A 14,783-nucleotide genomic window follows, 5' to 3' on the forward strand; every position below is an offset into this window, starting at 1 on the left:
ATCAAGAATAGGGAAACAGAAGGTAGAAAGGATAAAACAGGCAAATGGCGGAGTTTATCTACCAGATGTATCAGGCTCGTAAGGCCCATGGCGACAAGGTAATCCTTGACGACGTGACCCTGAGCTTCTACCCCGGTGCCAAGATCGGCGTCGTGGGCCCCAACGGCATGGGTAAGTCGACCCTGCTCAAGATCATGGCCGGTATCGAGGAAGTCTCCAACGGCGATGCCAGGCTTACCCCCGGCTACACCGTGGGCATTCTGCAGCAGGAGCCGCCGCTCGATGACGACAAGACCGTCATCGAGAACGTGCGCATGGCGTTTGGCGATATGATTGCCAAGGTCGATCGCTTCAACAAGATCGGCGAGGAGATGTGCGACCCGGATTGCGATATGGACGCCCTCATGGCCGAGATGGGCAAGCTCCAGGACGAGATCGACGCCGCCGACGGCTGGGATATCGATTCCAAGCTCGGTCAGGCCATGGACGCCCTGCAGCTGCCCGATTCCGACATGCCGGTCAACGTGCTCTCTGGCGGCGAGCGCCGTCGCGTGGCCCTGTGCAAGCTGCTGCTCGAGGCTCCCGACCTGCTGCTGCTCGACGAGCCCACGAACCACCTGGACGCCGAGTCGATCCTGTGGCTCGAGCACTTCCTGCACAACTACCAGGGCGCGGTGCTTGCCGTCACACACGATCGCTACTTCCTGGATAACGTTGCCGAGTGGATCTGCGAGGTCGACCGCGGTCACCTTTATCCCTACAAGGGCAATTACTCCACGTATCTGGAGACCAAGGCCGCGCGTATCGAGGCCCAGGGCAACCGTGACGCCAAGCTCGCCAAGCGCATGGAGGCCGAGCTCGAGTGGGTACGCAGCTCGTCCAAGGCTCGCCAGGCCAAGAACAAGGCCCGTCTGGCTCGCTACGAGGAGATGGAGGCCGAGGCCCGCGCAAGCCAGAAGCTCGACTGGACCGACATCCGCATCCCTGTGGGCCCGCGTCTGGGCAACAAGGTGCTCGAGGCCCATCACCTGCACAAGGAGTTCGATGGCCGCGTGCTCATCGATGACCTTTCGTTCACCCTGCCGCGCAACGGCATCGTGGGCGTCATCGGCCCCAACGGTGTCGGTAAGACCACGCTGTTCAAGACGATTGTGGGTCTGGAGCCGCTGACTTCGGGCGAGCTCGAGGTGGGCGAGACCGTCAAGATTTCTTACGTCGACCAGAACCGTTCCGGCATCGACCCCGATAAGAACCTGTGGGAGGTCGTCTCGGACGGCCTGGACCACATGATGGTCGGCGAGACCGAGGTTCCGAGCCGCGCGTACGTGGCGAGCTTTGGCTTTAAGGGCCAGGACCAGCGGAAGCGCGCTGGCGTACTCTCCGGTGGCGAGCGCAACCGTCTGAACTTGGCGCTTACGCTCAAGCAGGGCGGCAACCTGCTGCTCCTCGACGAGCCCACGAACGACCTCGACGTCGAGACGCTGTCCTCGCTCGAGGCGGCGCTGCTCGAGTTCCCGGGCTGCTCGGTGGTCATTAGCCACGACCGTATGTTCCTGGACCGCGTCGCCACGCACATTCTGGCGTGGGAGGGCACCGACGAGAATCCGGGCAACTGGTATTGGTTCGAGGGCAACTTTGAGGCCTACCAGGCCAATCGCATCGAGCGCCTGGGCGAGGACGCAGCCCAGCCGCATCGTATCCACCGCAAGCTGACGCGTGACTAGGTTTGTTACGCGGTTTTACCAAACCGCGTAACTGCTCGACGCTGCGCGTGCCGCAAGTACCCCATCTTGCCGTTCAAACCGTCGCTCGCGTACCAAAGTACGCGTCGCTCCTCTTTCACGGCAACCTGGGGCACTTGCGACTCGCTCGCTGTCGGTCACGAAGCATCGACAAATGAGCAATTTAAACGAATAAGCAAAAACGGCTCAAATCCTGGTTTGGATTTGAGCCGTTATCTGTTACTGCGCAGGTTCTTCGACCTTGTCGATGGTCCAGGGGGCTCCGAGACTGCCGGTGGTATTGCGGCGAATGCGCACGGTAACCTCACGGCGCTCGCCGGCCTGCGTGTAGCGCAGGGGGAAGCTTGCGCGGTTGCGTGCGACGTCGATGGTGCCGAGCTCGCGAGCGATCCAGTAGTACTCGCCGACGATGCCGAGCGTGTCGGCGCCGTAGGGGAGATAGGTCGACAGCTGGTGTAGCAACGGGCCGGGGCAGAAGACTTCGGTTGCGAAATCGACGGGGAAGTCCTCGGGGATGGCGGGCGCTGCAGGTGCGGGGGTTGGGGCCTCTGCGAGTACCGAAGCCGGTGCCGGTGCGGGAATTTGGTCGCAAGCAGAGGCGGGCACGGATTCGATGACGGGTGCGGGCTCCAGCGTCGTCTTCGGCTTGATTGTGGAATCCGCGGGCTTCATGGTGACGGGCGCGTCTGCAGCTTCAGTTTCAACCTCAACCTGCGTTGCGTTCCCGTTCTCGACGCTCGACTTTGCCTCGATGGGCGTGGATGCCATGGTGGTGATGCCGGCATTGGCGTTCTCGGGGTCATAGACGACCGTGAGCGAGATGGCGGGCAGCGGCGTCTCGGGCTCCGGTGCCGATTCGGTAGCGCCTTGATCGGCGGGCTCGTCGGACTGATCGTCCTCGGCCTCGTTGCCAAAGACATCGCTGTTTTGGAACGCAGGCGTCTCGGGTTGGTCAGCGGCTTCTTCGGTTGTCGACTTGGGCGCTTCGTTGAGCTCCGCAGTTACTTCCTGCTCGGATATGACTTCGGGATCGGTCGTGGCGGCGATTTCGGTTTCGGCTTCTGCTGCTACCTCAATAGCGACTTCGATCTCTGTCTCGGGCTCGGGCTCCGGAGCGACTTCGGCCACGGACTCGGGCTCGGGAAGCTTAACGTGCTTGGGACGCACGGCCTTCAGGTCCTTCTCGCCGCGCTTTTTCTTTTTGTAGGACTGCTTGGCGCCCTTGGTGGCCTTGGGCTTGTCCTCGCCCTTGGCAAGTGCGGCATCCCATGCCTCGTTGGCGATGACCGTGGCATACAGGCGACCGCCCTTAAAGACAGTCAGCTTAATGCAGTCGTCGAGTTCCTCGAGCAATTCGCGCGTGGACTCGAAGCCCAGGTCATAAGCAGCCATGTCGCCAGCGGCGAGAGCCTCCTCGACCTGCGTCATAAACGTTTGCTTACCGCATCCGATTGCATCGCGCAGCAGGCGATACAGATAGATGTGGTTGCCCAGCGAAAGCGTGGGCGTAACTATTGTCTTGCTCATGGCAAATCTCCTCTTTACACATGTAAAGCATCTTACCATCGCATGGCGCTCGCCATGACGGCGCCCAAGGCAAACGGGCGCGAACCGCTTTCGATTCGCGCCCGTTGTACAGGTCGGTTATCTGTGAGAGGCAAATGTGCTTAGTTGCCCGATGCCGTGCCTTGGCTCGAGTTGCCAGATGCCGTGCCGGACGCGGTTCCGCTCGAGCTGTTCGAGCTGTTGGTGTTACTGCTGTCTGCTGTGCCCGTTCCCGAAGTGGTGTCGCTCGTCTGACCGCCCGTGCTCGGCTGCGAACCGTCAGTCGTTTGGCTTGAGTCGGTCGTGCCGGACGGCGTGCCACTGTTGGCCGTAGAGGAATCGGTACCCTGCGATTGGTTTTGGGTGTTCGCGGACGAATCGGCAGAGGTAGAACTGTCTTGCGTGTCGTCCGTCTGTGCCTGCTGATTCTGCGACTGGGTGGTGCCATTTGCATCGCTCTCGGTCGTGCGCGACGAAAGGATTGGCTCGGGGCGCTCGCCCAGACCCTCACCGGCGGTGGTAATAAGGATGGCGCCGGTACAGGCGATGACCGCGACGATGGCGATGGCGATCGAGAAGACGATGACCTTCTTTTGCGTCTGGCTGCGCTCTGCCGCCGCCTTGGCGCGCAGACTGTTAGGGGCGACGCGCGCCGTGGTCGCGCGTCCCGCAACCTGGCGCATTTCCTGCGTGGTCGCGGCGCCACCTAGGTGCTCCTCGACATCGGGTTCAACGGGCTCGTAGGCGCCGGCAGGGTAGTCGACAGCGGCATGCGTGCCCTTGATTGCTTCGGCGCTGGCAGAGATAAAGTGGCGGTAGACCTGCGAGGACACAACGGTGATGACCGAGCTCACGGCGGCGCCAATTACTGAACCAGCGATACCAATCTTGGAGGCAAGCGCGACGCTCGTGGCGGCAGCTGCGGCGCCGGCGATGATCTGGGGAATGGAAATGTCGTCAAACAGGCCCTTTTTGGGTGCGATGGCCATGGTCTGTCCGATGGAATGGTTCTCGTGCACGCCGTTGTTGAGCGATGCCGGCGTCATGACGCGCGTGCGCGGCGCGTCGGTATATTCAGTCGTCATACGGGGTCCTCCCGGTTCGTTTAGTGCTGCGACAGGTTGTTCAGCCCTCAGGGTACCCAGTCGGTGTGAACCGGAGATGGATTCGCCCGCAACACCATCAACTCACCAAAGCGCGAAACTTCTTCTCAGGCTGATCGAATGAAGACGGGGCGAATCGTTCGGATGTCGAAAGGAAGGTTGACCGGATTTGAAATCCCGTGGAATAATCGGGCTCGCGGCGCTGTTGCTTGCGCCGGGTAGGGAGCGTCATGAAAATCCTTAAGCGGATCAACAACAATACGGTTATCTGCGTAAACGCCAAGGGCCGTGAACTCGTGGCAATTGGCCGCGGTATCGGGTTTCCCAATGGCCCCGATGAGGTCACACTCGATAAGATCGAGCGAACCTTCTACGGTGTCGACTCGCGCTACCTAGCGCTGCTCGACGAGATCGATCCTCAGGTGATGGAGTTCTCCGCCCAGATTGCCGATATCGCTCGCTCCAACATCTCGCGCGAGCTCTCGGCAAACCTTCCCTTTACCATGGCTGACCATATCGCCTTTGCCATCAAACGCTGCCGCGAGCATATGTTTGTGCAGATGCCGCTCTCCTATGATGTGCAGCAGATGTACCCCATTGAGTACAAGATCGCCAAGTTCGCGATCGAGGGCATCAATCGCGGCTTCAACGTCAAGATGCCGCGGGGGGAGGCGAGCGGTATCGCGCTCTGTATCGTCAACAGCGTGGTCGCCTCGTCTTCAAAGGCCAAATCCAATACGGTGCGTAAGGACGAGGTGATGCTCGAGAGCTTCACCAAGATTATCGAATCCGAGCTGGGGGTTTGCGTGGACCGCGACGGCTTTGACTTTTGCCGTTATGCCACGCACGTGCGCTACCTGTTAGAACGCGTGCAGACAGGAGAGCCCCTCAACACGGAGAACGGCGCGCTTTACGGACCGCTCTGCGAGCAGCATCCCGACGTGGCCGTGTGCGTCGACCGCATGGCCGCGCTTATCGAAGAGCGCTTTGACGCCGGGCTCGCCGATGAAGAGAAGGTCTACCTGATGCTCCACGTCAATCGCGTCTGCGCGGGATCTAGGTCCTAATCGACCGCTCGCCGCTGAAGTTTGACCGTTGGCCGGTTTCGACTTTCGTAAAAGCAACTGTTGGATGTAGTTTCATAGTCACATAAGGTGTTATTCGAGAAGAGCCTCGAAGCATGACGTAGACAGTTCCCTGTCCGCTTTGTGCTTTGGGGCTCTTCTGTTTTTGTCTTCTTCTTGCTTTTCTCGATTTGCCTCGTGTCAGGCCTGCCGTAATCGGTTCTTCGCGTGTGCGCAAACGGGAAGACAGAAAAGCAAGGGAGTTCAGCTATGACTGACAATAAGAAAATCGCCGCGGACGTGCTCGAGGCCGTCGGTGGCAAGGAGAACGTGACGTTTGTTGCGCACTGTATGACGCGCCTGCGTTTTAACCTCAAAGATATCGATGCCCCCGATATCAAAGAAGTGAAGAAGATTGGCGGTGTGTTGGGTGCTCAAATCTCCGGAGGGCAGTTCCAGGTAATCGTGGGCCAAAACGTGCCCAAGGTTTATGACGAGCTCTGCAAGATCGGCGGCTTTGCCAAGCAGGACGCCATCGACGAGAACCTTGATGCTCCTAAGCAGAAGCTCACACCTAAGGTTATTGGCAATAACATCCTCAACTACCTGTCAAGCTCCATGGTGCCTATGATCCCCGTCCTAATGTGTGCTGGCCTGTTCAAGACCGTAGCGGTGGTGCTGGGACCTACGATGGCGGGCGTGCTGTCCGACACAAGCGACCTTTATGTTCTGATGAACATGGTTTATGACGCAGCGTTCTATTTTATCCCCATCTACCTTGGCTATAATGCGGCTAAGAACATTGGCGTAACGCCTGTCCTCGGTGCCTTTATGGGCGGCATTCTTATCGACCCGACCATGATTCAGCTTGCGACCGATGGAGCTCAGTTCTCCGTTTATGGCATTCCCTGCGTCGCCGCAAACTACACAAAGACGGTCCTTCCCATTCTTCTGTCCGTGTGGGCGATGAGTTATATCGAGCGCTTCTTCCGCAAATATGTGCCAGATACCCTTTCAACGGTTTTCGCGCCTTTCCTTACCATGGTCGTCGCTGTTCCTGTGTCTCTCTGCGCTCTCGCCCCTGTTGGTTCATGGGCCGGTAATGCCCTCGCCGCCGGTTTTGAGTTCCTTGGTACTTCCGGTGGTATCGCCGCCATCCTCGGAGGAGGTATTCTGGCGGGTCTTTGGTGCCCAATGATTATTACCGGCATGCATGTGGCGGTTGCGATGATTGCCATCGCTAACTATATGACTGTGGGAACCGACAGCTTTGTTTTGGTTGCGACGGGCGTTAGCCTTTGGGCGACCTTCGGCTGCGAGGTGGCGACCTGGCTCAAGCTGTGCGATAAAGACGAGAAGAGCATGGCATTCGGCTATTTGGTCGCAAACATTGTCGGAGGCGTCGGCGAGCCTTTCATCTACGGCATGATGCTGCGCTATCGCCGCGTGTTTGTCTGGAAGATTATCGGATCCTTTGTTGCCGGTGCGCTTGCAATCGCTCTCGGAGCCACGGTTTATACTGCCGGCGCGGCATCTAACTTCTTGGAGTTCCTCGCGTTTGCGGGCGGCGGGACCCAGAATCTCATCAACTTTGGAATCGCTGCTGGTGCAGGCTTCCTTGTGAGCGCCTTGGGCACGTATTTCCTGGGCTTTACGGCGGATGAGCTCGAGAATGGTCCCGTTTCCGAGCGTTAAGTTTTCTACGGCCTGCGTGTGGCAGGACGCATTGGAAGGGCGTCCATGACGCCCTTCTCTTTTTGTATTTCTATTTCCGATGTTTGGGCGGCGTGTGCCGCGAAGAGTTGGAGTTGGAATGAACATAGAGTTTGGAATCTCGAAGATTGACGTAACACCCCAGTCTCCTTGCCGCATGGGCGGCTACAACAGAAAAGGTGCCTGGACGGATGTTCTTGATCCTATTGAGGTCAACGCTAGCGCTGTCTGTGTTGATCTTGTCCCGTTTATTCTTATCGAGCTCGATTCAATAATGGTGTCGAAAGATTTTTCCCTTTCGGTCAAGAACGCCGTATCGTCAAAAACGGGCATCGATTCGAGCAATATCGTCGTCGCATGCATTCATACCCATTCTGCACCATGCTATTTTAAGCTTGCCTACGAGGACACGTTACCTGAAACCGAATTGACGAGTGATTTGATTGGCTTGGCTACCGAGGCGGCGGTATCTGCATGGACGTCCAGGTCGAAGGCGACCGTATCGATGGAGATGTTAGGCATCGAGGGACTGTACGGGAATCGAAATGTTCAGGGCGGTCCGGCCGATAAACAGGTAAGTATTTTCTCGTTTGAGGACGCTCAAGGTGGTCGCCCAATTGGAAAAATGCTGTTCATGTCCGCTCATCCTACCATCCTTAATGGGAAAAGCGCCGTCCTCTCTGCTGATTTGATTGGGCATGTCAGGCAGCGTTTGGAGAGGAAATATGGCTGTCCTGTACTTTGCGTCAACGGAACGTGCGGGGATGTGTCGACGCGTTTCTATCGGCAAGGGGAGGGAGTTGCCGAACTCGAGCGTACGGCTAACGAACTTTGCGCTCAAATTGAATCCAAGCGTGAGCGCGCGGCACTCAGAGTTGATACTCCGCGTTGGGGCTCTATCAGCATGAAGAGTGTCTACGATGCAAAAACAGATCCGGATTGGATCGAGATGACCAATCGGATAGAGGCTATGGATGCGAGCCCGATGCGAGACCTTCTCCTTAAGCGGCAACAGCTTAAGCTCTCGATGGGGAAAATCGAGCTTGAGCTTCCGAGCCAGTTTGCGGTAATTGGTAACTGCATTTTTATCACGATGCCATGCGATACGTGTAGCACATTAGGCTTGGATTTTAAGAGGGCGTTTAGCCAATACAACGTCTTTGTTATCGGCTATGCGAACACGTACTGCAACTACCTTGTGCCTCAGGAAGACTACGGCAAGTATTTTGAAACCTACAACTCGCGAACGCCGCGCGGGGTTGCCGATGCGTTCGTTGCGCGAATCATTCAGGCGGTCGGTGCCGCGCTATAGCAGGCGCTATAGACCATCGTGGTAGATGAACCGGTCAGGATTATACGGAGCATGTATTGTGTCAATCATTGAACCTCTCATCCAACAAGTCCTTATCATGTTTTTGCTCATGGGAATGGGCTACGCTCTAAACCGCTTGGGCATATTGAGCGAGCAGGCTGCAATAGAATTCGGAAAGTTGCTCATCAACCTTGTGATTCCCGCAATCATTCTCAAATCATTTTGGATCGAGTATTCGTTTCAGAGGATGTATGAGTTGGGAATGACCTTAATGCTGTCGGCGGCGATGTTGTTGCTCGCTTGCGTTGTTGCCCGCCTGTTGTTCAGGGGCCGTCCCATCGACATTTTTGCTGCGGCATTCTCGAATGCTGGATTTGTGGGAATACCCCTTGTTGAAGCGGCGCTTGGAAAAGATGCCGTGTTTTTCATCACGTGCATGATCGCTCTTCTCAATGCCATGCAATGGACATACGGGCAGTATCTGCTGTCGGGGTCTAAAAAATGTATGAGTCCTAAAGCGATCCTGACAAGTCCAATGGTCATGGCTTTATTGGGCGGTTTCTTGATTTTTATCCTTCGTGTCCCAACGGTCCCTCTGGCACAGTCAGTGCTTTCGTATATCTCGGGGCTCAACACTCCGCTAGCAATGATGACTCTCGGTATCTATCTTGCTCAGTCTGATTTGATGGCGCTCCTGAGGGCGAAAAGCTTGTTTGCCGTCTCATCGGTCAGGCTGCTTGTCATTCCGATTCTTTCGCTCCTGTTCCTATGTCTCTTTCCATGTGATAGGTCAATTAAGATGGCGCTGCTGATTGCGGCTGCGACCCCCACCGGCGCGAATGTAGCTATCTTTGCCCAGCAGCATAATAAGGACTATCGATATGCATGTGGAACAGTCTGTGTTACCACCCTTCTGTCTATGTTCACTATGCCAGCGATAGTGTCCTTGTCTCAGCTAGTGTTCTAGGCGCTATGCCACGCACCTGCGGATGAACGCTTCGTGGCGGTCGATTATGGCCGGGGCCCAACAATCCGGACCGCCGTCGATCGTGCTGGCAACAGATGCCATCAACTCATCAAGGGGGCTTGCTATCATTGGTGCACTAGCTTGATGCTAAACTGAATTAATGATTGCGAGGTGGTTTACGTGATGTACCCGTATATGACATTCGAAGATGGTACCGAGGTCATTCATTCTGACCTGATCACAGATGGCGATATCGAAAAGGTCATCGTGCATTTTGAACGACCGACGGCAGAGGGTTTCGACTCCGCTCGTTGCGAGTTGCCTTCTTACAATTGGACCATGTGGGAGGGGCGTTTTACCGACGAGGAGAAGCGAGGTTTTGAGACTTTTCTGAGCAATAACGCCCATCTACTGTATCGCTACGCCGCAAACGGAGGAGCTAAAGTTGCCTAGCCTTTTTCTTATTGGCGGCTATAGGGTCTTCTTTTGGTCCAACGAAGCGGGCGAGCCAATCCATGTCCATGTTTGCAAGGGAGCGCCTTCAGATAACTCGGCCAAAATCTGGCTGACTCGCAGGGGAGGTTGCATTGTCGCTAATAACAAAGCGAAGATTCCCCGGAGCACGCTTGACGACCTCTGTGAAATTATCGCCGCTCAGCATGAATTGATTTGCTCTAAATGGAAGGCATTTTTCCTTGTGGACGAGATCTCGTTCTACTGCTAAACGCCATTCTGACTTCTCTTTTCAATTTTTATCATGAGTCTGCCCCACCAGCGCTGATTGAACTTGACAGTACAATGGAGGCGGACTTTATCGCCGCCGCTCGTTGCGGCTAAACGGATGTGTTGGAGCTCGCATGAACGATTTTCTAAACGGTCAAGTTAAGAACGATGGCTTTTTGCGTGTGGCGGCGGCGTCGCCGCAGATTCGCGTTGCCGATGTCGAGGGCAATGCCGAGGTTGCGCTGGCGGCTGTTCGCGATGCTGCCGAGCGTGGCGTTCGCGCGTTGGTGCTGCCCGAGCTCAACCTGTGCGGCTATACCGCGGCTGATCTGTTCCATAACCGCACGCTGCTTCATGCCTGCGAGGCGGCGCTGGTGCGCATCCTCGATGAAACTCGCGAGCTGCCGATTGTCTTTACCATCGGTCTTCCCGTTGCAGTTGCCGAGAATATCTACAACTGCGCCGCCGTGTGCTGTGCAGGTGAGCTTTTGGGCCTCACGGCCAAAAAGTATCTGCCTAACTATGGCGAGTTCTATGAGCGCCGCTGGTTTGCTCCGGCGCCTGCGGATCCCGTGTGGGTTGAATTTGCCGGTCAGGGTCCGGTCCCGCTGGGTTCGGGGCTTGTCTACCGTTGCTGTGATGAGGGCGCCGAGGACCTGGCGCTGGGCGTTGAGGTCTGCGAGGACCTGTGGGTGCCGGCGCCCCCTTCGACCGAGATGACGCTTGCCGGTGCGACGGTGATTCTCAACCCGTCGGCCTCGGACGAGATTATCGGTAAGGCAGATTACCGCCGTAGCCTTATCTCCAATCAGAGTGCGCGCCTGTACTGCGCCTATGTTTACGCCGATGCGAGCGAGGGCGAGTCCACGACCGATATGGTCTTTGCGGGCGAGAACCTCGTCTACGAAAACGGCTCCAAACTCGCTGCGACCAAACTGCTTACCTGCGATATGGCCGTCGCCGACGTTGACCTTGACCGCCTGGTTGCCGAGCGCCGTCGCTCGACGACGTGGACCCGCGCGGACGATGCGCCGGAGGCCACGACCGTTGAGTTCTCTTTTGAGGGCACGCTCTCCGAGGCTCCCGTCCTGCGCAACGCCTGCGACATCGACCGCGTTTTTCCGCGCGCGCCCTTTGTTCCGGCCGACCATGGTGACCTGGCCGAGCGTTGCGAGACCATCCTCGACCTGCAGACTGCTGGCCTCAAGACTCGCCTTGCCCATACGGGCACCAAGGCGGCCGTCATCGGCCTTTCGGGCGGCCTGGACTCCACGCTGGCACTGCTTGTGACCGTGCGTGCCTTCGATGCGCTGGGGCTGCCGCGCACGGGCATCACGGCGGTTTCCATGCCCGGCTTTGGCACGACGCATCGTACCAAGTCGAATGCCGAGTCACTTGCCCGCGACCTGGGCGTGAACTTCCGCGAGGTTTCGATTCACGCGGCCGTGGAGCAGCACTTCAAGGACATTGAGCACGATCCGGCCGTGCAGGACGTGACCTACGAGAACAGCCAGGCCCGCGAGCGCACGCAGATTCTGATGGATCTGGCCAACCAGGCTGGCGGTTTTGTCATCGGTACGGGCGATCTGTCGGAGCTGGCGCTCGGCTGGGCTACCTATAACGGCGACCACATGAGCATGTACGCCGTCAACGCGAGCGTGCCCAAGACGCTTGTGCGCCATCTGGTGCGCTATGCGGCTGATGTCTTTGGCGGGCGTATTGCCGAGGTCTTGCTCGATATCCTCGATACGCCGGTATCTCCCGAGCTTCTGCCGCCCACGGGCGACGGCGAGATTGCGCAGAAGACTGAGGATTTGGTGGGCCCGTACGAGCTCCACGACTACTTCCTCTACTACCTGCTGCGTTTTGGCTTTGAGCCCGGCAAGATCTACCGCATGGCGCTCAAGAGCTTCGAGGGCGCCTACGACGCCAAGACCGTCCACACGTGGCTGCGTACGTTCTATCGTCGCTTCTTTGCCCAGCAGTTTAAGCGCAGCTGCCTGCCCGATGGTCCCAAGGTGGGCTCGGTGACGCTCAGCCCGCGCGGCGATTGGCGTATGCCGAGTGACGCCAGCTCGCATCTGTGGCTTGCGCAGATCGACGCGCTCAATCCAATTGACTAAGGTTGGCTAAATTGAACCAATACGGGGTTTGCAAGCGTTACACTTTTGCAATCTGATGGCCCGTATCGCGCGGCGCTCTTGTCGGAGCGCCGCGTTTTTTATATCGAAAGGTGGCACCATGCAGGCATCGCAGCGTCTCGACCGCTTTGGCGCGGAGGTCTTCGCCTCGCTCAACAACAAGCTCCTCGCGCTGAAGGCTCAGGGTAAGACCATTTACAACATGAGCGTGGGAACGCCCGACTTTAAGCCGTACGACCACGTGGTCGAGGCGCTCACGCAAGCAGCCCAAGATCCTGAGATGTGGAAGTATGCCCTGCGCGACCTGCCCGAGCTCAAGCAAGCCGTATGCGATTACTATGAGCGTCGCTTTGGCGTTTCGGGCATTACGCCGTCCATGGTGCAGTCGTGCAACGGCACGCAGGAGGGCGTGGGCCATTTGGGCCTGGCCCTGCTCGATCCGGGCGACACCATCTTGGTGCCCGATCCGTGCTACCCGGTTTTTGAGGCGGGCGCCAAGATCGCCGATGCCAAGCTCGAGTACTATCCGCTGGTTGCCGAGCATAATTACCTGCCCTATGTGGCGGGTATCGATCCCGAGGTTGCCGATCGTGCCAAGTATATGATCGTGTCGCTGCCCGCCAACCCGGTGGGCTCGGTTGGAACGCCCGAGGTCTACGAGGAGATCATCGCTTTCGCCCGCGAGCACGACCTGCTCATCGTCCATGACAACGCGTACTCCGACATCGTGTTCGACGGCGAGCCGGGCGGAAGCTTTTTGCAGTATCCCGGCGCGCTCGAGGTGGGCGTTGAGTTCTTTTCGCTCTCTAAGTCGTTTAACGTCACCGGCGCGCGCATCGGCTTTTTGGTCGGTCGCGAGGATGTGGTCTCGGCTTTTGCCAAGCTGCGCGGCCAGATCGACTTTGGTATGTTCTTCCCGATCCAGAAGGCTGCCATCGCCTGCCTGAACGGTCCGCGCGATGAGGTCGAGGCGCAGCGTCTGAAGTACCAGGAGCGCCGCGATGCCCTGTGCGACGGTCTCGAGGGCCTGGGCTGGGAACGCCCCAACGCGCATGGATCTATGTTTGTGTGGGCCAAGCTTCCCGGTGGCCGCACCGATTCCATGGCGTTTTGCGAGGAGCTTATGGAGAAGGCCGGCGTTGTGGTGACGCCGGGCGCGAGCTTTGGCCCTTCGGGCGAGGGGCACGTGCGCATGGCGCTGGTCCTGCCGCCCGATCAGATCGCTTTGGCCGTCGAGGCCATTCGTGAGGCGGGCCTGTATTAGAAAGGTATTTTGGCTCGTCAATAGCTCGAAACCGATTTCGTGCAGTTATTTTACGAATCCTGCAAATAATTTCGGTAAACGGTCGATATTTGCCTGCGAATAGGAGCATAATCAAAGTCCCGATTGGATGTATTGGGATTACGGCAAGCCGCTCGGGTCGTTCCCGGGCGGCTTGTTTGTGGAGAGAGATGGGAGTTTCTAATGGTTAACGAGAAGAAGGTCGCTATTGTCGGCTGCGGTTTCGTCGGTTCGTCTTCGGCGTTCGCGCTGATGCAGAGTGGTCTGTTCTCCGAGATGGTCCTCATCGACGTGGACAAGAACCGCGCCGAGGGCGAGGCTCTGGATATCGCGCACGGCATGACGTTTGCCGAGCCGATGAAGATCTACGCCGGCGATTATTCCGATGTCGCCGACGCCGCCATGATCGTCGTCACCGCTGGTGCTGCCCAGAAGCCCGGTGAGACCCGCCTGGACCTGGTCAACAAGAACGTCAACATCTTTAAGTCCATTATCCCCGAGATTAAGAAGTCCGGCTTCGACGGCATCCTGCTCATCGTCTCCAACCCGGTTGATGTTCTGACCTACGCCGCCATCAAGATGTCCGGCCTGCCCGAGGGCCACGTCATCGGTTCCGGCACCGTGCTCGACACCGGCCGTCTGCAGCAGATGCTTGGTGCCCACGTCGAGGTTGACCCGCGCGATGTCCAGGCCTATGTCATGGGTGAGCACGGCGACTCTGAGTTTGTCGCTTGGTCCAGCGCCCAGGTTGCCGGCGTGCCGCTGAACACTTTCTGCGAGCTTCACGGTCATCTGGAGCATGAGGCTGCCGAGAAGCGCATTGCCGAGGACGTCAAGAACTCCGCCTACACCATCATCGAGAAGAAGCACGCCACCTACTATGGCGTCGCCATGGCCGTCAAGCGCATCTGCACCGCCGTCATGCGCGATGAGCAGACCGTTCTGCCCGTCTCCTCGCTCATGGTGGGCGAGTATGGCCTGTCCGATCTTGCCATCTCCATGCCGACGGTCGTTGGCCGCGACGGCGTCGTCTGTCGCGTCCCCGTGCCGCTGAACGATGACGAGCAGCATGAGCTCACCGCCTCCGCCAAGGCCCTCAAGGACATCATCGACAGCGTCGACTTCTCCTGCTAAATCAAGCTCGCTAGAGCGAAAAGCTACAATGAAGGCGTCCGGGTCCACACGGCCCGG

The 14,783-nt window shown here is 57.9% G+C and carries 12 protein-coding genes; 10 read left to right on the plus strand and 2 right to left on the minus strand.

Annotated elements, in window-relative coordinates:
- Nucleotides 1-44 precede the first annotated feature (44 nt).
- Nucleotides 45-1,724 carry an energy-dependent translational throttle protein EttA gene (gene ettA / locus DXD16_RS04835; RefSeq protein ID WP_117655298.1) on the plus strand — a complete coding sequence of 560 codons (1,680 nt, stop codon included), beginning with the start codon at nt 45-47 and terminating at the stop codon, nt 1,722-1,724.
- Nucleotides 1,725-1,961: 237 nt separating this feature from the next.
- Here ettA and DXD16_RS04840 read toward each other — a convergent pair whose 3' ends face one another.
- Nucleotides 1,962-3,269 carry a hypothetical protein gene (locus DXD16_RS04840; protein WP_117655299.1) on the minus strand — a complete coding sequence of 436 codons (1,308 nt, stop codon included), beginning with the start codon at nt 3,267-3,269 and terminating at the stop codon, nt 1,962-1,964.
- 140 nt (nt 3,270-3,409) lie between these two features.
- Nucleotides 3,410-4,372 (minus strand): hypothetical protein, encoded by a 963-nt coding sequence (locus DXD16_RS04845; protein WP_117655300.1) that lies wholly within the window; start codon nt 4,370-4,372, stop codon nt 3,410-3,412.
- Nucleotides 4,373-4,620: 248 nt separating this feature from the next.
- Here DXD16_RS04845 and DXD16_RS04850 point away from each other — a divergent pair, with 248 nt between their 5' ends.
- The 9 genes from DXD16_RS04850 (at nt 4,621) to DXD16_RS04890 (ending at nt 14,726) form a co-directional block, all read left to right on the plus strand.
- On the plus strand, nt 4,621-5,457 hold the full coding sequence (locus DXD16_RS04850; protein WP_117655301.1) for a PRD domain-containing protein: 837 nt from the start codon (nt 4,621-4,623) through the stop codon (nt 5,455-5,457).
- Between the two features lie 267 nt (nt 5,458-5,724).
- The gene (locus DXD16_RS04855) at nt 5,725-7,149 is read left to right on the plus strand and encodes a PTS transporter subunit EIIC (protein ID WP_117635424.1); all 1,425 of its coding nucleotides are present in this window, start codon (nt 5,725-5,727) and stop codon (nt 7,147-7,149) included.
- Between the two features lie 118 nt (nt 7,150-7,267).
- On the plus strand, nt 7,268-8,479 hold the full coding sequence (locus DXD16_RS04860; RefSeq protein ID WP_117655302.1) for a hypothetical protein: 1,212 nt from the start codon (nt 7,268-7,270) through the stop codon (nt 8,477-8,479).
- A 58-nt stretch (nt 8,480-8,537) separates the two neighbouring features.
- Nucleotides 8,538-9,446 (plus strand): AEC family transporter, encoded by a 909-nt coding sequence (locus DXD16_RS04865; RefSeq protein ID WP_158550973.1) that lies wholly within the window; start codon nt 8,538-8,540, stop codon nt 9,444-9,446.
- Between the two features lie 183 nt (nt 9,447-9,629).
- Nucleotides 9,630-9,899, plus strand: coding sequence for a hypothetical protein (locus DXD16_RS04870; RefSeq protein ID WP_117635421.1), 270 nt, complete (start codon nt 9,630-9,632; stop codon nt 9,897-9,899).
- On the plus strand, nt 9,892-10,170 hold the full coding sequence (locus DXD16_RS10555) for a DUF4160 domain-containing protein (protein WP_117635420.1): 279 nt from the start codon (nt 9,892-9,894) through the stop codon (nt 10,168-10,170). The genes DXD16_RS04870 and DXD16_RS10555 overlap by 8 nt, the downstream gene beginning before the upstream one ends.
- Before the next feature lie 133 nt (nt 10,171-10,303).
- Entirely contained in the window at nt 10,304-12,292 is a 1,989-nt protein-coding gene (locus DXD16_RS04880) for an NAD(+) synthase (protein WP_117655303.1), read from the plus strand.
- A 118-nt stretch (nt 12,293-12,410) separates the two neighbouring features.
- Nucleotides 12,411-13,574, plus strand: a complete 1,164-nt coding sequence (locus tag DXD16_RS04885; protein WP_006234344.1) for a pyridoxal phosphate-dependent aminotransferase — start codon at nt 12,411-12,413, stop codon at nt 13,572-13,574.
- Nucleotides 13,575-13,775: 201 nt separating this feature from the next.
- Nucleotides 13,776-14,726, plus strand: a complete 951-nt coding sequence (locus DXD16_RS04890; protein ID WP_006234343.1) for an L-lactate dehydrogenase — start codon at nt 13,776-13,778, stop codon at nt 14,724-14,726.
- Nucleotides 14,727-14,783 lie beyond the last annotated feature (57 nt).

Origin of the sequence: Collinsella sp. TF11-5AC (genome assembly GCF_003436775.1) — a bacterium.
GTDB lineage: Bacteria > Actinomycetota > Coriobacteriia > Coriobacteriales > Coriobacteriaceae > Collinsella.

Excerpts from the sequence above, each read along its gene's own strand:
- DXD16_RS04885 (WP_006234344.1), top strand. The coding sequence starts at position 12,411 with ATGCAGGCATCGCAGCGTCTCGACCGCTTTGGCGCGGAGGTCTTCGCC.
- DXD16_RS04845 (WP_117655300.1), bottom strand. The coding sequence starts at position 4,372 with ATGACGACTGAATATACCGACGCGCCGCGCACGCGCGTCATGACGCCG.
- DXD16_RS04870 (WP_117635421.1), top strand. The coding sequence starts at position 9,630 with ATGTACCCGTATATGACATTCGAAGATGGTACCGAGGTCATTCATTCT.
- DXD16_RS04890 (WP_006234343.1), top strand. The coding sequence starts at position 13,776 with ATGGTTAACGAGAAGAAGGTCGCTATTGTCGGCTGCGGTTTCGTCGGT.
- DXD16_RS04855 (WP_117635424.1), top strand. The coding sequence starts at position 5,725 with ATGACTGACAATAAGAAAATCGCCGCGGACGTGCTCGAGGCCGTCGGT.
- ettA (WP_117655298.1), top strand. The coding sequence starts at position 45 with ATGGCGGAGTTTATCTACCAGATGTATCAGGCTCGTAAGGCCCATGGC.
- DXD16_RS04860 (WP_117655302.1), top strand. The coding sequence starts at position 7,268 with ATGAACATAGAGTTTGGAATCTCGAAGATTGACGTAACACCCCAGTCT.
- DXD16_RS04850 (WP_117655301.1), top strand. The coding sequence starts at position 4,621 with ATGAAAATCCTTAAGCGGATCAACAACAATACGGTTATCTGCGTAAAC.
- DXD16_RS04840 (WP_117655299.1), bottom strand. The coding sequence starts at position 3,269 with ATGAGCAAGACAATAGTTACGCCCACGCTTTCGCTGGGCAACCACATC.
- DXD16_RS04880 (WP_117655303.1), top strand. The coding sequence starts at position 10,304 with ATGAACGATTTTCTAAACGGTCAAGTTAAGAACGATGGCTTTTTGCGT.